The following is a 26,010-nucleotide window of genomic DNA, read 5'->3' as shown; positions in this document are numbered from 1 at the left end:
TTAGCTGATCGTTATGGTTTTGTTCAAAAAGGTATTCAAAACATGAATGCTGAAGATCCATCACAAAAAGAATTAACTAAAATTGTTAAAGAAATTAGAGATAGCAATGCTAAATATATTCTTTACGAAGATAATGTTGCGAATAAAGTGACTGAAACAATTCGTAAAGAAACAGATGCGAAGCCTTTAAAATTCTACAACATGGAGTCTTTAAATAAAGAACAACAGAAAAAAGATAATATTACGTATCAATCATTAATGAAATCTAATATTGAAAATATCGGTAAAGCTTTAGACAGTGGTGTTAAAGTGAAAGACGACAAAGCTGAAAGTAAACATGACAAAGCAATTTCTGATGGGTATTTTAAAGATGAGCAAGTTAAAGACCGTGAATTAAGCGATTATGCTGGTGAATGGCAATCTGTTTACCCTTACTTAAAAGACGGTACGCTTGATGAAGTGATGGAACATAAAGCTGAAAATGATCCGAAGAAATCTGCTAAAGATTTAAAAGCTTATTATGACAAAGGATATAAAACTGATATTACTAACATTGATATAAAAGGAAATGAAATTACATTTACTAAAGATGGTAAGAAACACACTGGTAAATATGAATACAATGGTAAGAAAACATTGAAATATCCTAAAGGTAACCGTGGCGTGAGATTTATGTTTAAATTGGTCGATGGTAATGATAAAGACTTACCGAAATTCATCCAATTTAGCGATCACAACATTGCACCTAAAAAGGCAGAACACTTCCATATCTTTATGGGTAATGATAATGACGCGTTATTAAAAGAAATGGATAACTGGCCAACATATTATCCTTCAAAATTAAATAAAGACCAAATCAAAGAAGAAATGTTAGCGCATTAATTCAACAGGTTTGCACACTCTACTCAACTGTTAATAGCTGAATAGAGTGTGTTTTTTATTTCGTAGTTATCAATTTCAACAGAGGGAATGATTAATATTACTATAGTTTATAACAAATGATTTGGTAACATATGTTACTCAATGCATGTTAAGATGAGTAAATATAAAAGATAGGGAGTGGGAAGATGACGATTAAAGTTGAAGATAATAAAATTATTTTTTCAAGAACGATAGAAGCACCGATTGAAAAGGTGTTTGATGCCTATACGACAAAAGCATTATTTGAAAAATGGTTTCATCCAAAAGACGCTAGTACCAAAGTGTTTCGCTTTAATGCTGTTTCAGGCGGTGATGCATTTTATGCGATTAAAACACCTACAATGACCAGCTATACATTAGCAGAATATAAAACGGTTAAGCGTCCATATTTAATTGAATATATTGACTCATTTGCGACACCTCAAGGTGCAAAAGATACAAAAATGCCAAGCATGAAAATTACTTTGTCATTTTCCAAGAGCAATACAACGAAAACGACAGTGACATCAACATCGGTATTTCCAACAAAAGAAGTCGCTCAACAAGTCATAAACATGGGTGTTGAACAAGGTATGAATCAAACTTTAGATCAACTTGATGCATTATTGAAATAAAGTTGTTGAAAATATGTAAAAACTTTTTTGTTTCATTCGGTTTATAATAATCTTGTAATATTATAAAAATGAGGGATGATTCGATGGTAGAACGTTATATCAAAGTTTTAATATTATATATTTTCACAACACTACTATCTTCTATTTCAGTAACGTCAAAATGTGTACCTAATAAAGTTATAAGGTTTATTTTACGTACTGCAATTGGTTACAGTGTATTTGCATATGGTTTACATTACTTTTCAAATTTAAAAAAGAATAAGTAATACTTTACATAAAGCGAGATAAAATGAGCGTCGTAATATCTTAAATCATAAAGATATTAGCCAATCACGCGATTTATCTCGCTGTTTTTATGAAAGAAAACTACATTTTTGAGAGAATAAAAAGATTTTTCTGAAATTTAATCTATCAATTACATTGATTTACTAATATAATTAGAAAGTAAATTTTATTTGATCAAAGTAAATGGGGGAAGTACTGTGATAGAAAATAAGAAAACAGTTGAAGATACATATTCAACAGGCGCAATTGTTGATTCAATATCATCTTCAGTACAAATGAAGCAAGTAATGGTACAGCAAACACCTGGCCGATATATGCTTAAAGCAATGATGGCCGGATTTTTACTCTCAATCGTTACTGTATTTATGTTCGGAATAAAGACGCAGTTTGCGAGTACTCACGTAGATGGACTTATCAATTTAATGGGAGCCATTGCGTTTAGTTTAGGTTTGATTTTAGTTGTATTAACTAACTCTGAATTATTAACAAGTAACTTCATGTACTTTACAGTAGGCTGGTATTATAAAGTCGTTTCTGTTAAGAAGATGACTTGGATTTTATTATATTGTTTCTTAGGAAATATTTTAGGTGGGTTTGTGTTATTTTTCTTAATGAAATTTGCGCATGTCATGACACCTGAAATGACACAAGCTTTAACAGCTTTAGTTCAGAAAAAGACTGTTGATTCAACATGGTTGAATATTTTTACAAAAGGTATTTTCTGTAACTTCTTTATTAATATTGGTATTTTCATCTCTATGCAATTCAAAGGCGGCTTAACAAAGGCATTCTTCATAGCTTGTGGTGTCGTGGTCTTTGTATACATGGGATATGAGCACGTTGTGTTCAATGCAGGTCTATATGCAGGTATGGTATTCTTTAACCTTGATGCAGTTTCATGGTTACACGTTTTAAAAAATATCGTTTTTGCTTTCTTAGGTAACTTTGTCGGTGGCGGTATTTTTGTAGGTCTCGTTTATGCTTTCTTAAATGGTAAGCGTAATCGTTTAGAGCAACAATAATTAAGATGTAGTGATTAAATAGCGTAACAATGAATCATTCTTCCAAACCATTCATGAATTTGAATGGTTTTTTACGTTGAGAGAGTAATTTTTAATAAGTTTCATGAGAGTATTGGTGTATTCAGATGAAGCATACTTTCTGACATGTGATAAATTTATTGATACACTTTGATGGATATTTATTTTAAAAATAAAATATGGTTAAATCATTTAAAAAAGAGTGGGGATTAATATGACAAAAACGATGATTCGACTCGCAAGTGAACAAGATGCAGAAAAATTGCAACAACTCATGCATGAAGCATTTACGCCTCTAAGAGAACTAGGTATTGATTGGCCTTCAGTTAATGCTAATTTAGATGCTGTTAAAGAAAATATAGATAAAAATACTACATTTGTCATGACAATTGATGATGAAATTATATCTACGATTACGGTTAGATATCCTTGGGGAAGTGTGAAAAGTATTTCGGGCTATCCTTTTGTCTGGTGGTTTGCGACAAATCCTGAGTATGAAGGGAAAGGCTATGGTAGCCAATTACTTACTTATGTTGAAGAAGCATTTTTGCGAGATACGTTAAAGTCAGCGGCAGTTACTTTAGGTACATCTGCAAGATTGCATCCGTGGTTACTTAAAATTTATGAAAAAAGAGGTTATGAAATATACAGCGAACATGAAAATGATGATGGCGATTTAGGTGTGATCATGCGCAAAGTATTGATACCCGAGCGCTTTGACGAAACAATATTAGGCCAACCACCATTTTAAGATAATAATATACACTACAAGCGACCGATATATTGATGCTTGCTCAAATAAATGTTGAGTAGGGATTCATATATCGGTCGCTTTTTTTGATTTAACAAAAAGGGAAAATGTATAAGGAATATGCATGACTACAGGCATCAGGGAATTCCCTGATTTTACATTATAATGTGATTCTTTTCACAAAAACAAAATGATTTGGTATACAATACGTGTGAAAGGGTTGGTAAATGTGAATGGGAATATCATTGTTGCACATGGCATGAGGCACGGACGACAGAATCAAGCGTTAGAAGCATTTATTTCTGAATTAGTAAAAGATGATATACATCACTATGATATTGCGTTTTTAGAAAGTGAGCATCAGGATTTAGAGACGGTAATGACGACGTTGATTCAAAGTGGGGTTGACCATTTTAAAATTGTACCATTGCTAATCTTTAGTGCAATGCATTATCTCAAGGATATACCGAATATCGTTCATGAAATGAAACGACGGTATCCAGACATAAAGGTAGAAGTAAGCGAGCCACTTGGCACACATCCTTTAATGAGACGATTAATTGAACAACGTATTTGTGACGCATTAGCAGGTGAAGAACAACAAGTTGGAGTTATGGTTGTTGCACACGGCAATATTAATGGAAAGTTTACTAAGGCACACGAAGAGTTACAAATATGCACTCAAAATTTGCAAATTAGCAAGCCGACATATGCGAGAACGCTATATGGAGAGATTAGTTTTACACATGATTTAGAAAGCATCTCGAAACGGTATCAAAAATTGATTGTCGTACCATTATTTTTATACGACGGAAGGCTTGTTAACAAAGTGAAGCAGCAAATGAATGACATGGTTATTAATACAGATATACACATCACACCTTCAATTAACTTCGACCCAATTTTAAAGCAAATCATTAACGATAGATTAGAAAGCTTAATGATTCCAATGAAAATATAAAAGCACTAACGAAAAATTAATACCTTTTTTTGAAATAAATATTATGGAGTAAAGGGGCATATTTTATGGCAAAGCAAAAACTAGTAATGATTGGTAACGGTATGGCGGGCATTCGAACAATCGAAGAAATATTAGAGCGCGCCAACGATTTATATGATATTACGGTAATAGGTAAAGAACCTTATCCAAACTATAACCGCATCATGCTTTCAAATATTTTACAAAATAAAATGACAGTTGAAGAAACAATTATGAATCCATATGAGTGGTATGAGGAACATGGTATCGAGTTAATTACAAATGATCCTGTAATTGAAGTAGATAGAGCAAACCAATCAGTTACTACTGCAAATGGTATTGAAGTATCATACGATAAATTGATTTTTGCGACAGGTTCTAAAGCATTCGTCATTCCAGTTCCAGGTTCGACATTACCGAGTGTAATTGGTTGGAGAACGATTGATGATACTGAACAAATGATGAACATTGCTAAGACTAAAAAGAAAGCAATTGTAATTGGTGGAGGCTTACTAGGTTTAGAGTGTGCACGTGGTTTATTAGATCAAGGTATGGAAGTAACGGTGTTACATTTAGCTGAATGGTTGATGGAAATGCAGCTAGACCGTAAAGCTGGAAATATGCTTCAAGCAGATCTAGAAAAGCAAGGTATGAAGTTTGAAATGCAAGCCAACACAACTGAAATCTTAGGAGAAGATGATGTTGAAGGTGTTAAATTGGCTGATGGACGCGAGATTCCGGCAGACTTAGTTGTTATGGCAGTAGGTATTCGACCATACACAGAAGTAGCCAAAGAATCAGGTCTAGATGTTAATCGTGGTATTGTTGTCAATGATGTGATGCAAACAAGTGATAGCAATGTATATGCAGTTGGTGAATGTGCAGAACATAACGGCAAAGTTTATGGACTCGTTGCACCACTATATGAACAAGGTAAAGTATTAGCTGATCATTTAACAAATAAAGAAACGAACGGATACAAGGGATCAACAACATTTACGTCATTAAAAGTTTCTGGGTGTGACTTGTATAGTGCTGGTCAAATTGTAGAAAATGCAGAAATTAAAGGTATTGAAATATTTAATAGTGTTGATAATAACTATAAAAAAATCTTTTTAAAAGACGGTAATGTAGTTGGTGCAGTACTATATGGTGATATCGATGATGGTTCACGCTTTTATAACATGATGAAAAAAGGTGAATCCACTGAAGATTACACACTTGTATCATTGCTTACTAAAGGTGGAGAAGAGGCATCGCTATCAATTGCTGATATGGCTGATGATGAAACAATTTGTGGTTGTAATGGTGTTGATAAAGGTACTATAGTAAATGCGATTACGGAAAATGGCTTTACAACAGTTGAAGAAGTAACGGCTAAAACAAAAGCGGGGAATTCATGTGGTAAATGTAAACCGCAAATTGCTCAAATATTGCAGCACACCTTAGGAGATGACTTTGTTGCCGCAAAACCTGCTGGTATATGTGGTTGTACTGATTTGACACGCGATCAAATTGTAACGCAAATAAGAGCGAAAGGTTTAAAAACATCTAAAGAAGTTCGACATGTTTTAAACTTTAAAAATAAAGGTGGATGTCCAAAATGTCGACCAGCAATCAACTATTATTTAAACATGGTTTATCCACATGATCATGAAGATGAAAGAGAATCAAGATTTGCTAACGAACGTTACCATGCGAATATTCAAAATGATGGTACATTTTCTGTTATACCTCAAATGCGTGGGGGTGTTACAGATGCAGACCAACTGATTCGTCTAGGAGAAGTGGCTAAGAAATATCATGTGCCACTAGTTAAAGTGACAGGTTCGCAACGTGTTGGTTTGTATGGAGTTAAAAAAGAAGAATTACCAAATATATGGGAAGACCTAGGTATGCGTTCAGCATCAGCTTATGGTAAGAAAACACGTTCAGTTAAAAGTTGTGTTGGTAAAGAGTTTTGTCGATTTGGTACGCAATACACGACACGACTTGGCATTCGTTTAGAAAAAACATTTGAATACATCGATACACCTCATAAATTCAAAATGGGTGTATCAGGCTGCCCAAGAAGTTGTGTTGAATCAGGTGTTAAAGATTTTGGTATTATCTCAGTTGAAAATGGATTCCAAATCTATATCGGTGGTAATGGTGGTACAGAAGTTGAAAAAGCTGAATTTTTAACAACTGTAGAAACAGAAGATGAAGTAATCAAATTATGTGGTGCTTTGATGCAATATTATCGCGAAACAGGTATATATGCTGAAAGAACAGCGCCATGGTTAAGAAGACTTGGATTTGAAAATGTAAAAGAAGTCTTACTTGACCCAGAAAGACAAAATGAACTATTTGAACGCATTATGGATGCTAAAAAAGCAGTCGAAGCTGAACCTTGGGAAGCAATAACTAGCAATGCGCAAGCACGTAAAATTTTTGAAGTGGAGAAGGTGTAATACATGGAAACAAAAGAAAAAATTAAAGTGACAACTATAGATGAATTAACACCCCTAATTGGAAAAAAGGTTATTGTCAAAGACAAAGAGGTAGGATTGTTTTTAACAGAAAGTGGCAAAATTCATGCGATTCACAATATCTGTCCACACAAACAAGGACCATTGTCTGAAGGGACAGTGAGTGGGGAATATGTATTTTGCCCGCTCCACGATCAAAAAATTGATTTAAATACAGGTATTGTTCAAGAACCTGATGAAGGTTGTGTAGATGTTTATGAGGTAGAAGTTACAGACGGGAACGTATATATATGTCTGTAGAGGAATATGGCAAGGTTTACTTGATAGGTGCGGGCCCAGGTAATCCGAATTATTTGACTAAAAAGGCTGAGCGTTTAATACGTGAAGCGGATGTCATTCTATATGATCGATTAGTGAATCCGTTAATTTTACAATATGCGAATTTGACTACTGAAATTATCGATGTTGGTAAAAAGCCGTATGCAAAACACATTCAGCAAGAAAAAATAAATGAATGTATCGTGGAAGCAGCACGTCGATATAACAAGGTTGTGAGGCTTAAAGGTGGCGACCCAGCAATATTTGGACGAGTGCAAGAAGAAGTCGACACACTAAATGAACATCATATTGCGTTTGAAATTGTACCAGGGGTGACATCAGCGAGCGCAGCAGTTGCTACTATGCAGACAGGTTTGACAATGCGTACAGTTGCTAAAAGTGTGACATTTTCTACAGGTCACTTTAAAGATTCAGAAGAAAATGAAGTGGATGTCAATTCCTTAGTGAATGGTGGCACGTTAGCAATTTATATGGGGGTAAAACGTTTAGGGAAAATTATCACACAGATACAACAATACACAGATATTGATTACCCGATAGCGATTGTCTTTCAAGCATCGTGTTTTAACGAGTTTGTTGTTAAGGGGCGTTTAAGTAATATTATTTCAAAATTGCAACACTATTCAATTGAGGCGAAACCAGGTATATGTATTATTGGGGAAGTTGTTGGTTATACTGAAAACACTCCTAAATCATATGATCCTATGAAGCAATTTTATGTAGTAAGTGGTTCTAAACATGACGCCCTTATGCTCTGTGAACATTTATATGACGAAGGTTATGGCTGTTTGCTAAACCCAAATGATACATCGAATGGCACATATCATTCGTCGCAATATGATTACTATGATGCATTTATTAAGCAGCAAGAAAATGTAACATATATTTCAACCGATCATGCAGATGCTAATACAGTGTTATGTCACTAATTTATAAAAAATAAATGAATAAGTAAGGTTTCAACCGAGAGAATATATTCGTGTTGAAGCCTTATTTGTCGTTGTGCCAAATTTGAACGATTTAGATTGGCAATAAGCACGACCATACATGATTGTGTATTATTTCAATGAAATCCCGTTATTGATAGGGAAATTCCTTAAGTAATTAGGTGATTCCCTAATATTTTATGTTTGTGAAAAAATGTACAATCTAATTAAAGCAATAGTCTTGGGCATTTTAAAGTATTTAAAAACACGACATCTACACATCGTATTTTTATACGTAGGAGGATATAAATATGGGAAAATTTGGATTGAATTTCTTTAAGCCAACAGAAAAATTTAATGGGAATTGGTCGATCCTAGAAAGTAAAAGTAGAGAATGGGAAAAAATGTACAGAGAACGTTGGAGCCACGATAAAGAAGTAAGAACAACACATGGTGTTAACTGTACAGGCTCATGTTCTTGGAAAGTATTTGTGAAAAATGGTGTGATTACCTGGGAAAATCAACAAACTGACTATCCAAGTTGTGGTCCGGATATGCCTGAATATGAACCGAGAGGATGTCCACGAGGTGCGTCATTCTCTTGGTATGAATACAGTCCGCTTCGAATCAAATATCCATATATTCGTGGAAAACTCTGGGATTTATGGACTGAAGCATTAGAAGAAAACAATGGTAATCGCGTTGCTGCATGGGCGTCTATTGTTGAAAATGAAGACAAAGCCAAACAATATAAGCAAGCCCGAGGTATGGGAGGGCACGTGCGTTCAAATTGGAAAGACGTTACAGAGATAATCGCAGCACAATTACTGTATACAATAAAAAAATATGGTCCAGATCGAATCGCAGGATTTACACCTATTCCAGCGATGTCAATGATTAGTTATGCAGCAGGTGCTCGATTCATCAATTTGCTTGGTGGTGAAATGCTTAGTTTTTATGACTGGTATGCAGATTTACCACCTGCCTCTCCACAAATTTGGGGAGAGCAAACAGATGTGCCTGAATCAAGTGACTGGTATAACGCATCATACATTATTATGTGGGGCTCTAATGTACCTTTAACACGTACTCCGGATGCACATTTTATGACTGAAGTCCGCTATAAAGGTACAAAAGTCATTTCAGTAGCACCAGATTACGCAGAAAATGTGAAATTTGCAGATAACTGGCTAGCACCGAATCCTGGTTCAGATGCTGCAATTGCACAAGGAATGACGCATGTTATTTTACAAGAACATTATGTTAATCAACCTAATGAACGCTTTATAAATTACGCTAAACAATATACAGATATGCCGTTTCTTATCATGCTGGATGAAGATGAAAATGGATATAAAGCGGGTCGATTTTTAAGAGCGAGTGACTTAGGTCAAACAACAGAGCAAGGCGAATGGAAGCCAGTTATTCATGATGCAATCAGCGATAGTTTAGTAGTACCTAATGGCACAATGGGTCAACGTTGGGAAGAAGGTAAGAAGTGGAACTTAAAACTAGAAACAGAAGATGGTTCTAAAATTAACCCTACATTATCAATGGCAGAAGGTGGATACGAATTAGAAACAATTCAATTCCCATACTTTGATAGTGATGGAGATGGGATATTCAATCGTCCAATTCCAACTCGACAAGTCACTTTAGCAAATGGTGACAAAGTCCGTATTGCTACAATTTTTGACTTAATGGCAAGTCAATATGGCGTGCGTCGTTTTGATCATAAATTAGAATCAAAAGGATACGACGATGCAGAATCAAAATATACACCTGCTTGGCAAGAAGCCATTTCAGGCGTAAAACAAAGTGTTGTCATTCAAGTAGCGAAAGAATTTGCGCAAAACGCTATCGATACTGAAGGGCGTTCAATGATTATCATGGGTGCGGGTATTAACCATTGGTTTAACTCAGATACGATTTATCGTTCAATCTTAAACTTAGTTATGTTATGTGGCTGTCAAGGTGTGAATGGTGGCGGTTGGGCTCACTATGTGGGACAAGAAAAATGTCGTCCGATTGAAGGATGGAGTACTGTCGCATTTGCGAAAGACTGGCAAGGACCACCACGTTTGCAAAACGGAACAAGTTGGTTCTATTTTGCAACAGACCAATGGAAATATGAAGAGTCAAATGTAGATCGTTTAAAATCTCCATTAGCTAAAACAGAGGAGTTAAAGCATCAACATCCAGCTGATTATAATGTTTTAGCAGCTAGACTTGGTTGGTTACCATCATATCCACAATTTAATAAAAATAGTTTGTTGTTTGCAGAAGAAGCTAAAGATGAAGGTATAGATTCAAATGAAGCAATTTTAAAACGAGTGATAAATGAAGTTAAGTCAAAACAAACGCAATTTGCGATAGAAGATCCGGATTTGAAAAAGAATCATCCGAAATCACTGTTTATATGGCGCTCAAATCTAATCTCAAGTTCTGCAAAAGGTCAAGAATACTTTATGAAGCATTTACTTGGCACAAAATCAGGGTTATTAGCTACACCAAATGAAAATGAAAAGCCAGAAGAAATTACGTGGCGTGAGGAAACAACAGGGAAATTAGATTTAGTCGTTTCTTTAGATTTCAGAATGACAGCAACACCTTTATATTCTGACATTGTTTTGCCAGCAGCGACTTGGTATGAGAAGCATGATTTGTCATCTACAGATATGCATCCATATGTACATCCTTTTAATCCAGCTATTGATCCATTATGGGAATCGCGTTCAGACTGGGATATTTATAAAACGTTGGCAAAAGCATTTTCAGAAATGGCAAAAGACTATTTACCTGGAACGTTTAAAGATGTTGTGACAACTCCGCTTAGTCATGATACAAAGCAAGAAATTTCAACACCATACGGCGTAGTGAAAGATTGGTCGAAGGGTGAAATTGAAGCGGTACCTGGACGTACAATGCCTAACTTTGCAATTGTAGAACGCGACTACACTAAAATTTACGACAAATATGTCACGCTTGGTCCTGTACTTGAAAAAGGGAAAGTTGGAGCACATGGTGTAAGTTTCGGTGTCAGTGAACAATATGAAGAATTAAAAAGTATGTTAGGTACGTGGAGTGATACAAATGATGATTCTGTGAGAGCGAATCGTCCACGTATTGATACAGCACGTAATGTAGCTGATGCAATACTAAGTATTTCATCTGCTACGAATGGTAAATTATCACAAAAATCATATGAAGATCTCGAAGAACAAACTGGAATGCCGTTAAAAGATATTTCTAGCGAACGTGCAGCTGAGAAAATTTCGTTTTTAAATATAACTTCACAACCACGAGAAGTAATACCGACAGCAGTATTCCCAGGTTCAAATAAACAAGGTCGACGATATTCACCATTTACAACGAATATAGAACGTCTAGTACCTTTTAGAACATTAACAGGACGTCAAAGTTATTATGTGGATCACGAAGTTTTCCAACAATTTGGGGAGAGCTTACCAGTATATAAACCGACATTGCCGCCAATGGTATTTGGGAATAGAGATAAGAAAATTAAAGGTGGTACAGATGCTTTGGTACTGCGTTATTTAACGCCTCATGGAAAATGGAATATACACTCAATGTATCAAGATAATAAGCATATGTTGACACTATTTAGAGGTGGTCCAACGGTTTGGATATCAAATGAAGATGCTGAAAAACACGATATCCAAGATAATGATTGGCTAGAAGTGTATAACCGTAATGGTGTTGTAACGGCAAGAGCAGTTATTTCGCATCGTATGCCTAAAGGTACAATGTTTATGTATCATGCACAAGATAAACATATTCAAACGCCTGGGTCAGAAATTACAGATACACGTGGTGGTTCACACAACGCGCCGACTAGAATCCATTTGAAACCAACACAACTAGTCGGAGGATACGCACAAATTAGTTATCACTTTAATTATTATGGACCAATTGGGAACCAAAGGGATTTATATGTAGCAGTTAGAAAGATGAAGGAGGTTAATTGGCTTGAAGATTAAAGCGCAAGTTGCGATGGTATTAAATTTAGATAAATGCATAGGATGCCATACGTGTAGTGTGACATGTAAAAACACTTGGACAAATCGTCCAGGTGCTGAGTACATGTGGTTCAACAACGTAGAAACGAAGCCAGGTGTAGGGTATCCGAAACGTTGGGAAGACCAAGAACACTACAAAGGTGGTTGGGTACTAAATCGTAAAGGGAAACTTGAATTAAAATCTGGAAGTAGAATTTCAAAAATTGCTTTAGGTAAAATTTTTTATAACCCAGATATGCCATTAATAAAAGATTATTATGAACCATGGAACTATAATTATGAACATTTAACAACTGCGAAATCAGGGAAGCATTCGCCAGTTGCTAGAGCGTATTCAGAAATTACAGGGGATAACATTGAAATTGAATGGGGACCTAACTGGGAAGATGACTTAGCAGGTGGTCATGTTACAGGTCCAAAAGATCCTAACATCCAAAAAATAGAAGAAGATATTAAATTCCAATTTGACGAAACTTTTATGATGTATTTACCACGTTTATGTGAACATTGCTTGAATCCAAGTTGCGTTGCATCGTGTCCTTCAGGTGCTATGTATAAACGTGATGAAGATGGCATTGTATTAGTTGACCAAGACGCATGTCGTGGATGGCGTTACTGTATGACAGGTTGTCCATATAAGAAAGTTTACTTCAATTGGAAAACGAACAAAGCTGAAAAGTGTACTTTCTGTTTCCCGAGAATCGAGGCGGGTATGCCTACGGTATGCTCTGAAACTTGTACAGGACGTATGCGTTACTTAGGTGTTTTATTATATGATGCAGATCGAGTTCATGAAGCAGCTTCAGCAGTAGACGAGAAAGATTTATATGAAAAACAATTAGATATATTCTTAAACCCATTTGACGAAGAAGTCATTGCTCAAGCTGAAAAAGATGGTATTGGTTACGATTGGATTGAAGCTGCACAAAACTCTCCAATTTATAAGTTAGCAATTGAATATAAACTTGCATTTCCGTTACATCCTGAATTTAGAACGATGCCGATGGTTTGGTATTGCCCACCACTTAGCCCAATTATGAGCTATTTTGAAGGTAAAAATACAACTCAAAATCCAGATGCGATTTTCCCAGCCATTGAAGAAATGCGTTTACCTATTGAATACTTAGCTAATATTTTCACTGCAGGAGATACAGAGCCAGTAAAAGGAGCCCTACAACGTATGGCAATGATGAGAAGTTATATGAGATCTCAAGTTACTCAACAGCCATTTGACACGTCTCGATTAGAGCGATTAGGTATAACCGAGCGCCAAACTAAAGACATGTATCGTTTATTAGGACTAGCTAAATATGAAGATCGATTTGTTATTCCAACATCACACAAAGAAACCTATTTAGATACGTATCACGCACAAGGTAGTACAGGATACAATTATGGCGGCGAGCATTTTGGAGATAACTGTGAAGGCTGTGGTGTTGCAGTAGGTTCAGGGAAAACTGGTCAAGAAATTTATAATGAGAATTTCTATGGAGGGATTTTCCGTGATTAATTTCGATAATTTTAAAAAATATCAAGAAAGTTTTGGATATATGGCACAACAGTTATGTTTTCCAGAAAAATTAACTTTTCATCCAAAAACTTTTGAAGAAACAATTTCGACAGATCATCCAGCATATGAAGATTTAGTAGCATTTAGAAATGTAATGATGACATTTTCATTATCAGAAATCAAAGCGATTTATACAGATACATTTGATTTTACGAAAAAAGCGCCATTATATATGACGTATAACAAATTTGATACGCAAAAAGAACGTGGTCAAATGTTAGCTAAATTAAAGGTATTATATGAAATGTTTGGACTAGAAATGGTAGATAATGAACTTTCTGATTATCTACCGTTGATGCTTCAATTTTTGCAAGTGGCAGAATGGCGAAATGATCCAAGAGCTGAAGAGAATATTCAATTAATCATTATGATTATTGAGGATGGAACATATGTGATGGCGAATGTACTTGGTGAAGATAACAATCCATATGCCTATGTGATTCAAGCACTTAGAAAAACATTGAAATTATGTTTGACATCACCAAAAGGAGTGAAACATCATGCTTAATCAGTTTTTATGGGTTATATTTCCGTATTTATGTTTAGTTGTCTTTGTCGCAGGTCATATTGCACGTTATCGTTATGATAAATTTTCGTGGACAGCAAAATCTAGTGAATTAATTGAAAGAAAAAGATTGATGTGGGGTAGTTTATTATTTCACTTAGGTATTATTCCGGTATTTTTTGGACATGTTGTAGGATTATTAATACCGAAATCATGGATGGATGCTGCCGGTGTGTCTGAGCATTTATATCATATTGGTGCTGTTTATATAGGGAGTATCTTTGGTATAATTACATTGGTAGGGATGTTTTTATTAACAGCGAGACGTGTTACTACGAAAAGTATTCGCAGATTAAGTTCAGCGTCCGATATCTTTGTTAACTTCTTATTATTACTTATTGTATTTATGGGATGTTATGCAACATTAGTAACAAACGTACAGCATCCAGATTTTAACTATAGAACTTCATTATCAATTTGGTTTAGACAATTATTTATGTTGAAACCAGATGCATCATTAATGAGTGGTGTACCAATTGCATTTAAAATTCATATATTATTAGGTTTCACTATTATGGCTTGTTGGCCATTCACACGTTTAGTACATGTTTGGAGTGTACCTTTGACATATATAAATCGCAGATATATTATTTACCGTAAGAATAAAGTGTAAGTATAAGAGGTGAAAGGATTTGACACCAGAAGCAATAATTGAAGATCGTAGATTTCAAGAGACATTAGATAAAATACGCAAAGAAGAGGGTTATGATTTTGCGGCAATCGCTTTCTATGAATCTAACAAACCATCATCTCCAATAAAATGGCACTATGTTTCAGGTAATAAAAATAATCGATTTAAATTGATTATTTTAAGAAAAGGTCGTGGATTAGCTGGAACTGTTATGAAAACAGGAAAGCGTATGGTAATAGCCAATGTTGGTTTAGCTTTAGGGCCTGAAGAAAAGATTGACTATCCAATTTTATTAAGCGAATCATTAACAGCAGTTTTAGCAGTGCCGCTTTGGTATAAGAATCAAGTGTATGGCGTACTATTATTTGGTCAAAGAGATGGTCGTCCTTTACCAAAAATATTTGATAATGATGATATTCAACGTAAGTTTGGTATTTTCAATGATGATAAATAATGAGATGAATTAGGGTGTAAGTCATGATTAATGAGGACAGTATACAGTTAGATACTTTATTGAAAAAATATTATGAGCATTCAATCGAAAAGATAGTTTTTGCTGATGATAACGGTAAAATTATTGCAATGAATGATGCTGCTAAAGATATATTATCTGAAGAAGATAATTACAGTGCTGTGGCGAATGCGATTTGTCACAGATGTGAAGGGTATACAAATGCCTATGATGTGCAATCATGTAAAGACTGTTTCTTAGAATCGATGCAAGTACAAGCTACGAATTTCCAAGTATTTATGAAGACGAAAGATCAAAAAGTGATGCCATTTACAGCAACATATCAGTTGATTGATCAAGACAGGGGAATTCATGCATTTACGCTTCAAAATGTTTCATCACAAATTGAACAGCAAGAGAAATTACATCAACAACGTATGATGCGTAAAACAATCTCAGCCCAAGAAAATGAAAGAAAGCGAATTTCTAGAGAGTTACATGATAGTGTGATTCAAGAAATGCTCAATGTAGATGTTCAATTGAGATTATTAAAATATCAAGAAGATACAACTAAGCTTTTGGAAGACGCAGAAAATATTGAATATATTGTCGCTAAATTAATTGATGATATACGTAATATGTCGGTTGAATTAAGACCCGCTTCTTTGGATGATCTAGGCCTTGAAGCAGCTTTTAAATCATATTTTAAACAGTTTGAAGAAAATTATGGAATAAAAATCATATATACATCAAATATTAAAAATACTCGCTTTGATAGTGATATTGAAACGGTTGTTTATCGAGTAGTGCAAGAAGCTATTCTAAATGCGTTGAAATACGCTGATGTAAATGAAATAAATGTAGGTATCCGTCAAACTGGGCGCCATTTGGTAGCAGAAGTGATAGATGCGGGAAATGGTTTTGATCCAAGTTCTAAGCCTAAAGGTTCTGGACTCGGTTTATATGGAATGAATGAGCGAGCTGAGTTAGTCAGCGGTAGCGTCAATATTGAAACGAAAATTGGTGAGGGTACCAATGTTACATTGAACATTCCAATTTGAAACATACATTGGGGGAATAAAATTGAAAATAGTCATTGCCGATGATCACGCTGTTGTCCGTACGGGGTTCTCTATGATTTTAAATTATCAAAATGATATGGAAGTTGTTGCAACGGCTGCAGATGGCGTCGAAGCTTACCAAAAAGTAATGGAATATAAACCTGATGTGTTACTAATGGATTTAAGTATGCCACCAGGTGAGTCAGGTCTTATCGCTACGAGTAAAATTGCTGACAGTTTTCCTGAAACTAAAATACTAATATTAACAATGTTTGATGATGAGGAGTATTTGTTCCATGTGTTGCGTAATGGTGCGAAAGGTTACATATTGAAAAATGCACCTGATGAACAATTATTGTTAGCTATTCGAACTGTATATAAAGGTGAAACATATGTAGATATGAAACTTACAACATCTTTAGTGAATGAATTTGTATCTAATTCAAATCAGGACACTGCAAACACAACAGATCCTTTTAAAATCTTATCAAAACGAGAACTAGAAATATTGCCACTTATTGCCAAAGGTTACGGGAATAAAGAAATTGCAGAGAAATTATTTGTATCTGTGAAAACAGTAGAAGCACATAAGACGCATATTATGACAAAGCTTGGCTTAAAGAGTAAACCTGAGCTAGTTGAATATGCATTGAAAAAGAAATTATTAGAGTTTTAGAGTTTGAAATTAATATAATTCAGTATAAAAGCGCGAGAGGAAATGATTATCTTCTGGCGCTTTTGTATGTTTTATCATTAAATATATGCAGATAGTTATGACTAAGAATTAGGTTGATGAATGGAGAGGATGTTTGAAATTGAAAAGTATGTGAGTGTTCCTAAATAATATGATTAAAATGATGGCGAATAAGTGTCTAAAAGCATCTTAAAGGGACATTGTATAGGGTAAATCACTTCATAAATAAGGGAAAATCCTTATGTTCACTTTTTCACAATCATAATAAAATATATATGTAGTCAATACTTTGTCTATATTGAATGTTTTCATATAAATGAAAGCATTTTTAAATAACATTGACCTCTAATATATAGGCAGAGTATTGATATCTATTAAAAAATAAATGATTTTGATGAAGGTGAAACGTATGTACAAAACAAAAGGTGGCTTTCAACTTACATTACAAACATTAAGTTTAGTGGTTGGGTTTATGGCTTGGAGTATAATTGCGCCATTAATGCCCTTTATTAAACAAGATGTCAATGTTACTGAAGGTCAAATATCAATCATTTTAGCGATACCAGTTATTTTGGGATCGGTGCTCCGTGTGCCATTTGGTTATCTAACAAACATTGTTGGTGCTAAATGGGTATTCTTTACTAGTTTTATCGTATTGTTATTCCCGATATTTTTCTTAAGCCAAGCACAAACACCGGGTATGTTAATGGCGTCAGGATTTTTCCTTGGTGTAGGTGGTGCAATTTTCTCAGTTGGTGTTACATCAGTTCCTAAATATTTCCCTAAAGAAAAAGTAGGTCTAGCAAATGGTATTTATGGTATGGGAAATATCGGTACAGCAGTTTCTTCATTTTTAGCACCGCCAATTGCGGGTATTATTGGTTGGCAAACAACTGTTAGAAGTTACTTAATTATTATCGCTTTATTTGCATTAATTATGTTCATTTTTGGTGACACACAAGAACGTAAAATTAAAGTGCCATTAATGGCTCAAATGAAAACATTATCTAAAAACTACAAATTATATTACTTAAGTTATTGGTATTTTATTACTTTTGGTGCTTTTGTAGCATTTGGTATTTTCTTACCTAACTACTTAGTAAATCATTTTGGAATTGACAAAGTAGATGCTGGTATTCGATCAGGTGTATTCATTGCGCTGGCAACATTCTTAAGACCAATAGGTGGCATTTTAGGTGATAAATTTAATGCAGTTAAAGTATTGATGATTGATTTTGTTGTTATGATTATCGGTGCCATTATTTTAGGTATTTCAGACCATATCGCATTATTCACTGTAGGCTGTTTAACAATAAGTATTTGTGCAGGTATTGGTAACGGCTTAATCTTCAAATTAGTACCATCATACTTCTTAAATGAAGCGGGATCCGCAAATGGTATCGTATCAATGATGGGTGGTTTAGGAGGATTCTTCCCACCACTAGTAATCACGTACGTAGCTAATTTAACAGGATCAAGTCATTTAGCATTTATTTTCTTAGCGGTATTTGGATGTATTGCATTATTTACCATGCGTCATTTATACCAAAAAGAATATGGCTCATTGAAAAACGGTTGATATGTAATACATGACATTCATTTAGTTAAATACAAAGCCTTAATATCATGCGCAATATTCGTAGCATGACATTAAGGCTTTAGTAGTGTATTCATTTTAAATTTAACTATGAAATTGGAATAGATGTTGATGAAGTACTTTCATTGCTTGGTTTGATTTTAGGCAATGTAATGGTTAATAACCCATTTTCAAAACTAGCAGTAATATGTTGCTTATCAACAGCTTCAAAATCAAATTGACGCATTAATGATTCGAAGTTACGCTCATCTAAAATGAGTTGTTCAGATTTGTGTTTTGCGCTTCTAGTAGCTTGAATAGTGAGCGTATTATTATTGAAATCGATACTAATATCTTCTTTATTTACACCTGCTAGTTCAGCTTCTAAGTAATATAATTCGTCTGTTTCATATATATTCGTTACAAATGAAGGTGTTGAAAAGTAATTAAATACTTGTTTACCTAAATCTTTAAATGTATCACTTGGATTACCGTTAAAAAAGTTTTGATTCTCGAATTGATTGAAGTTCAATATCATCACTTCCATTATATAAATTTGTATTACAAAGCCATTATATGAGTAGTATTAAAAAAGATAAAGTAAAAGGGGAGATAAAAAAGTTATAAATGGGTAGATTTGTGCCTGATAAGGAATCAGGGCAAAAGAACTGAGCATCGAGATTTATACAAGCAATAAAGATAATGAATAAACATATCGATGCATACTTCTGCCCATCACCTTATGATAGGGAGTTATTTTTTGTCGGAATAGTCAAAATTTTTAGAAACAAAATTCCGCAAATTATTAATTATATCTGATGCTTCTCGTTCTGAAATGTTGAATTCATTAAAGACCTTAACAGAAATTTCAGCAAGAGGGCTTTTTATTGCTTTACCTTGTTCTGTTAGAGAAATTTGTAGGTTTCTTTCATCTTTCTCTTCACGTGTTCGAACAACGTAATCTTTCTTTTCTAATTTCTTTAGTAATGGTGTCAGTGTTCCAGAATCTAAGAATACACGTTCACCTAATTTTTTGATGTTAAGTTTTTCATCATTTTCAATCGCCATTAAAACAATGTAACCAGTATAGGTTAAATCATATTCCTTAAGATAGTTTGTGTATTTTTTAATTATTTCTTTTGAAGAAACATAAAATAAAAAACACAACTGTTTGCTAAGATAGCTGTTTTCTACATACATCCAATCACTCCTTGTTAAAATAAACAATATTATGAAGTGTAATAGTTGTCAAGTACTGATTTCATCGCAATTATTGAATTGTCTATAATTGAATTTAAATGTTAAATAATGCAAAACATATCGATATCTTAGTATTTTCATCGGTAATTACTGATATGACTGATTTTTTAAATTGAAAAAAATGTAATTGTATCATCCTTAATTGTTAAAAGTAGTCAATTATTTTGATAGATAGTAAAATGAAATTTGTTATTAAATTTTTTAAAAGCATCGTGTATGTAATTCGATTTCTATAATAATATTGAGAATAAAAAAATTTGTTACAATCTGGTAAAAACTCTTTATTAAATAAATTGATTCGTTCATACTGAATAGATAAGCAAAAAGGAGTTACATAATGAAGAAGAAAAAAAACGCGATTAAAGTTATCATTATATTATTTATTTCATTAATTGTTGCAGTAGCATTTTTCTTTGGTCTGAAAACATATCAAGGCCATAAGAATATTCAACTAATTGACAGTTACTTGGAAGAGAAAAATCTAAAAGATAAAATTAAATCAGAAAAAACAGAGTATAGTGCTAAAAAAGGTCTCTTCTATAAGGAAGTTACGTTTAAAGATGAACCTGGTGTAACTTATGTTGTCCAACCAATCAGTACTAATAAAGGATTATTTGTTGAAGGCTTTGATACAGAGACTAAGAAAAGTTTGAAAACTGCAAAGCATAAATATTTCAATCAAAATTATAAACCATCAAAATAGTGAAACGTTAAACTGGTGAAACAGTTTAGTGCCTTCAATTTTAATTATTTGAGGTAAACAGTTTTTGTATGGAAATTAGTGATTTTTGACATCTATAAAAGATAAATATTTTAATTTTTTATAGATAATTATCAATTTTCTGATATAATTGAGTGATGTCAGATGAAGGGGAGTTTGTACTATGGCTCTATTCAAGAGAAAAATTAGCCTACCTATGCAAGTTGTTATTGCATTAGTGTTAGGTGTTGTCGTAGGACTTTTATTATATGGACAAGAAAACGTAGCAAATTACATTAAACCATTTGGTGACGTATTTTTAAATTTAATTAAAATGATCGTTATACCAGTTGTATTTTGCTCACTAGCGCTTTCTATTTCGAACGTTGGGGAATCGAAAACTGTAGGGCGTTATGGCTGGAAAACAATTTTATACTTTGAAATTATTACAACAATCGCAATAGGTTTAGGGATTATCTTCGGTAACCTATTTAAACCAGGTGCTGGATTAGACCCAACAAAATTACCTAAAGGTGATATTTCTAAATATCAATCAACTGCACATGCAGCAGAACAATCTACATATGGAAATCATTTTATTGATACCATTGTACATATTATTCCGACAAACTTTTTTGAAGCTTTAAATAAGGGTGAATTATTACCTATTATCTTCTTCGCAGTATTCTTTGGATTAGGATTAGCTGCTGTAGGTAAAAAAGCAGAACCAGTTAAAGAATTTTTAAGCGGATCGCTTGAAGCTGTGTTCTGGATGATTAATAAAATTTTAAAATTAGCACCACTTGGAGTGTTTGCATTCATTTGTACTACAATTATTACATTTGGTGCATCCGCATTATTACCACTATTAAAATTAGTATTAGTTGTTGTCTTTGCAATGGTGTTCTTTGTATTCGCTATACTAGGACTAGTTGCATGGATGTGTGGTATTAATATCATGAATATTATTAGAATCTTGAAAAGTGAATTGCTTTTAGCATTTTCTACATCAAGTTCGGAAGCTGTACTTCCTGTAATGATGAAGAAAATGGAAAACTTCGGTTCTCCAAAAGAAATTACTTCTTTTGTTATACCAATTGGTTATACGTTTAACTTAGACGGATCAGCACTTTATCAATCTATTGCAGCATTATTCGTTGCACAGATGTATGGAATGCACTTAACATTATCAGAGCAAATTGTGTTGATGTTAACATTAATGATTACGTCTAAAGGTATGGCGGCAGTACCAGGAACTTCAATCGTTGTTTTATTAACAACATTAGGTGCCATGGGCTTACCGGCACAAGGTTTAGCATTAATTATTGGTGTTGACCGTATCTTAGATATGGTACGTACATGTGTAAACGTTATTGGTAACGCATTATCAACAATCGTTATAGCTAAATGGGAAAACGTATATGACAAAGCAAAAGGTCAAGAATATTTAAAATCAATTTAAAAAATACTATCTGACATTTAAAGCCCCTTACAACCTTTGGTTGTTAGGGGCTTTTATGCATGCGCAAAAGCGCAGGCGAACCGAAGCGAAGTGACCTCTGGTTGTTAGGGGCTTTTATGCATGCGCTAAAGCGCAGGCGAACGGCAAGTGGAGCTATTCAATATGAAAGTATTTCAAATATAAAAAGCAGCAGTAAAATGATTCCAAATTGGAAATCAACTTACCGCTGCTTTTACTCGTATATACCTTGATGGCAACTAAAATTTGTAATTTAAATTACAATTAGTGTTTCATGTGCATTTTGCCCATGTCATGAATTTTCATCATTAAACCATGTGGTACATCGTCATGATCAACTTTTTTTACTTTAACAATTTTATCTGAATCTGCTAATTTATAAACAATTACAAAATCACCTTTTTTAACTTTAACATCTGCATCTGAAGGTAATTTAACGTTCTTCTCAATGCTTTCATCTTTTTCACTAATCATTTTTTCAATTGTAGCATTGTCTTTCATAATTCCATAATATGTATCTTTCTTTCCGCCAGTCATCATCATGATTACTAATACAATACATACAATTAACATGATGGCGATTAAACTAATACCAAGACCAAAACCTTTTTTCTTTTTCATGGTTCATCAATCTCCTTAAATGTAGTTAATTCTGTTATACCTAAAAGTGCAACAGTTTGCAAATGCAGTATTTATATTACATAAAATTAATTTAAAAAGACACACCCTAATCACGTTAAATGTGAATAAAGTGTGTCTAAAAAACAATACATTGCAAATTGAATTGTAAACATATTAAACACTTTAATTATAGCGAGTTATTTTAAGTATTTAACATTGTTATATCTAGAATTCATAAAAGTTATTTCCTATATACACTTTGTGTTATAAATCGATTTTGATAGGTGTATCTAATGATTTGTCATTCATCAATTTAACAGATTGTGGTGTCACCTTTAAAACACAAAGTTCTGGATCTTCTTTTGAACTGAAAAAGCTTTTATCTTGAGTCTCCCATAACCAATCGATTACTTTTTGATCAGTAACTACTTCTATCGTGGCTTCCATTTCAACGAAACTGCGAGTTGTCGTATCATTGTAGCCTAACAAAACATATGCTGCTGGATTATCTTTAATTTCTTTGACCTTAGCAGAATGGATATTCGTTTTAGTATATAAAGTAAGACCATCATTATAAAAGACCATATATCTACTATTAGGTTTGTTATTATATGCAGTTGATAATACACCAACTTTTGACGTTGCTAACACGTTTTCAATTGCTTGAATTGCTTGTGAGTTACTCATTACATATCATCTCCTTATGATATAAATAGCCTTTAACGTAAGAAACTAAACACAAGAGGACTGTTAGTATTTAGCTTGGTTTAAAGCAAATATATTTAACCTCGTCGTGATTTAACTTGAGTTCAAATGTACGACCAGTTTCTTCTTGAACTGCAAGCTCCGTTTTAGGGTAATTCGTTTTGTCTAATTCATCTAAAATTTCTTTTTCTATATAAACAAGTTGATCGCTTATTGGAAGCAAATGTTGAATTGAACCATGTTCATGATTCAATGTTTTAATAATCATCAAAGAGTCTTGAGGTAATTCATTATGGAAAATGAAATCTTGTTTTACGTCTGACATATATCGATCATTAATTTTATTGAATAATAAGAAATGGTAGTTATTATCTTTACGACTCAATACATAATTATTTGTAATTTCAATATCTTCATTAACAAAAGGTCTAAACATTTTATATAAATGCATTAATGGTAGGGGGCTACCATATTTGTTGTACAAGGAAATATAATTTGAATGGTCATCTAATAATTGATAGCTAATGCCACCGCCATATCGTAATAATGCGATTAAGTGATACACTATGTCAGATAATTGAATTGGATTCTTACCATCATTAGTATATTTAAATCCGCTTACAGACAGGTTATTATATACAAATTGTGTTGATGATATACCTGAATCTAAAATAAATTTCTTATACTGTTCAAAATGAGTGTCAGTTTGATGATAGTGTTGGTTTTTAGTGATAAGATGTGTTGCAGTTTTTGAATTTTCAATATCAATAAAGTAATAATGGAATTTAAGACGCTGCATGACATCATAAACTTGTTCCACGGTTGAATAAGTTTCTAAAAAGCCATCGACTGTCACACTATATTTAATTTCTTTATTTTTGTTTTTAATTTTAAGATGACATAAATGAATTTCTTCTGCTGTCATAGAATTAGAGCAAAATACGAGCATAAATTTAACTAATTTCTTGCTTGTCTTATAGTCTTGATTGCCTTGTAAAAATGTTAGTATTAATTGCTTCATCGTTTCGAATTGTTGTGTTGATTTAATAGCGATTGCTAAACCTATATTTTTTTCGAAAAGCTTTTCAAAACATCTATTTAACAGGTTGTAATTCGTTTGGCTAATCTCAATATCGTGAATATCGTCAATGAAAACGACAGGTTTTGGTAAGTGCTCAAAGTTAATATCGTAATATTCATTGAAAATAAATTGAAATAGTTCATTGAAATTACTAAATCGAACAAATACTTTGGCACGCTGACTTCGATCTTTTGGATTAAAATCATCTATATGAATATCTGTTGTATTTGTAGCCAGTTGAGCTGTTAAATCAATTGTTGAAATTAACTCAGTGAATTGTGATACGTTATCTTGTTGGAAGTGTATTTGTGGTGGTTCAGTAATCTTGGAAACGAGTGAACGGAACTGTTTAGGACTAAAATGCAAGTAATTCTTAAATTGATTTGCAAAATTTGTATGACTGTTAAAACCGGCCAATTCAGAAACAGTTGTAATAGAATGTTTTGTAGAAAGTAATAAATTGATGGCGTTAACAAGTTTAATACTTGTAAAATAATCTTTAAAATTCATACTCAAATATCGAACAAAAAGATTAGAACAATATGATTCAGAGATGTTGCAATGCATCGCTATATCTTTTAAAGACAAGTGCGCATCAATATTGTCATGAATATAGTTTACACAGTCTATGAACACCGGATTGCTTAAAGCAATATTTGGTAAATATTCATGATCTATTCTTATAAAAGCTTCTTTAAGTAAAGTGTCTATAATACTTTGACCTATATTTTTCCCCATTAAAGAAGAACTTGTTGGTGTACTGATTAAATCGGCAATTAATGACTTAATATAATTACTTGATTGTAATAAATGACGATCTAAATAACCATTAAAGAAATCATCATCTTGTTGATAAAAATAAAAAACGGGTATCATTAATTCGATTATATTTTCGCCGTGGTTAATATTATAAATATCACCATGGTTAATTAAGATAATATAATTACTTACGTCTTTGGTTTCACCATTAATCGTAATATTGAGTTTACTTGTAAGTGAAAATAGCACCATAATATTATTAATATTACGACTGGGTATTGTCGATAATGTATGATGTATTTTAAGTTGGCATGTCATATTTCTCTCTCCTGCCTAATATATATTGAAATCTATCATTTAAATGTAAAACATGGAAATTTTTAAAATCATGGATAGTATACCTATTATAGTTGAATATTTTTGAAAAGGTAATAGTGAAAAATAAAAGAAATTAATGAAAACTCCTAGGAAAACGCTTGTTTTTATGCAT

At 33.3% G+C, this 26,010-nt stretch carries 24 protein-coding genes; 19 read left to right on the top strand and 5 right to left on the bottom strand.

The annotated features are described in order from the left end of the window. The 17 genes from IDG64_RS07705 to IDG64_RS07625 all read left to right on the top strand — a co-directional run. The coding region (locus tag IDG64_RS07705; protein ID WP_206171298.1) for a metal ABC transporter solute-binding protein, Zn/Mn family at positions 1 to 882 on the top strand (882 nt) is incomplete at its 5' end. Between the two features lie 185 nt (positions 883 to 1,067). Further along, entirely contained in the window at positions 1,068 to 1,535 is a 468-nt protein-coding gene (locus IDG64_RS07700) for an SRPBCC family protein (protein WP_000153346.1), read from the top strand. Between the two features lie 83 nt (positions 1,536 to 1,618). Further along, a complete protein-coding gene (locus IDG64_RS07695) occupies positions 1,619 to 1,801 on the top strand; it encodes a hypothetical protein (protein ID WP_000230294.1) in 183 nt (60 codons plus the stop codon). A gap of 216 nt (positions 1,802 to 2,017) precedes the next feature. Further along, on the top strand, positions 2,018 to 2,842 hold the full coding sequence (locus IDG64_RS07690) for a formate/nitrite transporter family protein (protein ID WP_000572040.1): 825 nt from the start codon (positions 2,018 to 2,020) through the stop codon (positions 2,840 to 2,842). A gap of 232 nt (positions 2,843 to 3,074) precedes the next feature. Continuing rightward, the gene (locus IDG64_RS07685; RefSeq protein ID WP_000169317.1) at positions 3,075 to 3,611 is read left to right on the top strand and encodes a GNAT family N-acetyltransferase; all 537 of its coding nucleotides are present in this window, start codon (positions 3,075 to 3,077) and stop codon (positions 3,609 to 3,611) included. 229 nt (positions 3,612 to 3,840) lie between these two features. Beyond that, the gene (locus IDG64_RS07680; RefSeq protein WP_001014065.1) at positions 3,841 to 4,572 is read left to right on the top strand and encodes a sirohydrochlorin chelatase; all 732 of its coding nucleotides are present in this window, start codon (positions 3,841 to 3,843) and stop codon (positions 4,570 to 4,572) included. A 65-nt stretch (positions 4,573 to 4,637) separates the two neighbouring features. Beyond that, positions 4,638 to 7,043, top strand: a complete 2,406-nt coding sequence (gene nirB / locus IDG64_RS07675; protein ID WP_001118735.1) for a nitrite reductase large subunit NirB — start codon at positions 4,638 to 4,640, stop codon at positions 7,041 to 7,043. 3 nt (positions 7,044 to 7,046) lie between these two features. Beyond that, a complete protein-coding gene (nirD, locus tag IDG64_RS07670; RefSeq protein WP_000448220.1) occupies positions 7,047 to 7,361 on the top strand; it encodes a nitrite reductase small subunit NirD in 315 nt (104 codons plus the stop codon). Further along, entirely contained in the window at positions 7,352 to 8,329 is a 978-nt protein-coding gene (gene cobA, locus IDG64_RS07665) for a uroporphyrinogen-III C-methyltransferase (protein WP_000109973.1), read from the top strand. The genes nirD and cobA overlap by 10 nt, the downstream gene beginning before the upstream one ends. Positions 8,330 to 8,637: 308 nt before the next feature. Beyond that, a complete protein-coding gene (locus IDG64_RS07660) occupies positions 8,638 to 12,327 on the top strand; it encodes a nitrate reductase subunit alpha (protein ID WP_000514402.1) in 3,690 nt (1,229 codons plus the stop codon). Next, on the top strand, positions 12,317 to 13,876 hold the full coding sequence (narH, locus tag IDG64_RS07655) for a nitrate reductase subunit beta (protein WP_000692645.1): 1,560 nt from the start codon (positions 12,317 to 12,319) through the stop codon (positions 13,874 to 13,876). Before IDG64_RS07660 ends, narH begins: the two co-directional genes overlap by 11 nt. Then, positions 13,869 to 14,444, top strand: coding sequence for a nitrate reductase molybdenum cofactor assembly chaperone (gene narJ / locus IDG64_RS07650; protein WP_000606772.1), 576 nt, complete (start codon positions 13,869 to 13,871; stop codon positions 14,442 to 14,444). Before narH ends, narJ begins: the two co-directional genes overlap by 8 nt. After that, positions 14,437 to 15,114, top strand: coding sequence for a respiratory nitrate reductase subunit gamma (narI, locus tag IDG64_RS07645; RefSeq protein WP_000934153.1), 678 nt, complete (start codon positions 14,437 to 14,439; stop codon positions 15,112 to 15,114). Before narJ ends, narI begins: the two co-directional genes overlap by 8 nt. Before the next feature lie 19 nt (positions 15,115 to 15,133). Beyond that, complete coding sequence (nreA, locus tag IDG64_RS07640; protein WP_000186933.1) at positions 15,134 to 15,586, top strand: nitrate respiration regulation accessory nitrate sensor NreA; 453 nt, start codon at positions 15,134 to 15,136, stop codon at positions 15,584 to 15,586. 23 nt (positions 15,587 to 15,609) lie between these two features. Continuing rightward, positions 15,610 to 16,644, top strand: a complete 1,035-nt coding sequence (gene nreB, locus IDG64_RS07635) for a nitrate respiration regulation sensor histidine kinase NreB (protein ID WP_000606546.1) — start codon at positions 15,610 to 15,612, stop codon at positions 16,642 to 16,644. A 22-nt stretch (positions 16,645 to 16,666) separates the two neighbouring features. After that, positions 16,667 to 17,320: a nitrate respiration regulation response regulator NreC gene (nreC, locus tag IDG64_RS07630; RefSeq protein ID WP_000706315.1), complete on the top strand. Its 654-nt coding sequence runs from the start codon at positions 16,667 to 16,669 to the stop codon at positions 17,318 to 17,320. A gap of 427 nt (positions 17,321 to 17,747) precedes the next feature. Continuing rightward, a complete protein-coding gene (locus tag IDG64_RS07625) occupies positions 17,748 to 18,917 on the top strand; it encodes a nitrate/nitrite transporter (RefSeq protein ID WP_000278558.1) in 1,170 nt (389 codons plus the stop codon). Positions 18,918 to 19,023: 106 nt separating this feature from the next. On the opposite strand, the gene IDG64_RS07620 is transcribed toward IDG64_RS07625, so the two are convergent. Together IDG64_RS07620 and IDG64_RS07615 are read right to left on the bottom strand one after the other, a co-directional pair. Further along, positions 19,024 to 19,452 carry an Hsp20/alpha crystallin family protein gene (locus tag IDG64_RS07620; protein WP_077477314.1) on the bottom strand — a complete coding sequence of 143 codons (429 nt, stop codon included), beginning with the start codon at positions 19,450 to 19,452 and terminating at the stop codon, positions 19,024 to 19,026. Positions 19,453 to 19,667: 215 nt separating this feature from the next. Further along, positions 19,668 to 20,114: a MarR family winged helix-turn-helix transcriptional regulator gene (locus tag IDG64_RS07615; RefSeq protein ID WP_000289213.1), complete on the bottom strand. Its 447-nt coding sequence runs from the start codon at positions 20,112 to 20,114 to the stop codon at positions 19,668 to 19,670. A gap of 397 nt (positions 20,115 to 20,511) precedes the next feature. On the opposite strand from IDG64_RS07615, the gene IDG64_RS07610 reads away from it, so the two are divergent. Then, positions 20,512 to 20,877 (top strand): DUF3139 domain-containing protein, encoded by a 366-nt coding sequence (locus IDG64_RS07610; RefSeq protein ID WP_000727537.1) that lies wholly within the window; start codon positions 20,512 to 20,514, stop codon positions 20,875 to 20,877. 181 nt (positions 20,878 to 21,058) lie between these two features. Then, a complete protein-coding gene (locus IDG64_RS07605) occupies positions 21,059 to 22,336 on the top strand; it encodes a cation:dicarboxylate symporter family transporter (protein WP_001173165.1) in 1,278 nt (425 codons plus the stop codon). Positions 22,337 to 22,618: 282 nt separating this feature from the next. Here IDG64_RS07605 and IDG64_RS07600 read toward each other — a convergent pair whose 3' ends face one another. From IDG64_RS07600 to rsp, 3 genes are all read right to left on the bottom strand, one after another. Further along, positions 22,619 to 22,975, bottom strand: coding sequence for a DUF4889 domain-containing protein (locus tag IDG64_RS07600; protein WP_000727323.1), 357 nt, complete (start codon positions 22,973 to 22,975; stop codon positions 22,619 to 22,621). Positions 22,976 to 23,239: 264 nt separating this feature from the next. Then, positions 23,240 to 23,662: a pyridoxamine 5'-phosphate oxidase family protein gene (locus tag IDG64_RS07595; RefSeq protein ID WP_000071906.1), complete on the bottom strand. Its 423-nt coding sequence runs from the start codon at positions 23,660 to 23,662 to the stop codon at positions 23,240 to 23,242. A gap of 70 nt (positions 23,663 to 23,732) precedes the next feature. Next, entirely contained in the window at positions 23,733 to 25,838 is a 2,106-nt protein-coding gene (rsp, locus tag IDG64_RS07590) for an AraC family transcriptional regulator Rsp (protein WP_000128366.1), read from the bottom strand. Positions 25,839 to 26,010 lie beyond the last annotated feature (172 nt).

The organism is Staphylococcus sp. EG-SA-15 (assembly GCF_017151895.1).
GTDB lineage: Bacteria > Bacillota > Bacilli > Staphylococcales > Staphylococcaceae > Staphylococcus > Staphylococcus aureus.
This window is presented reverse-complemented; position numbering and strand designations above follow the sequence as displayed.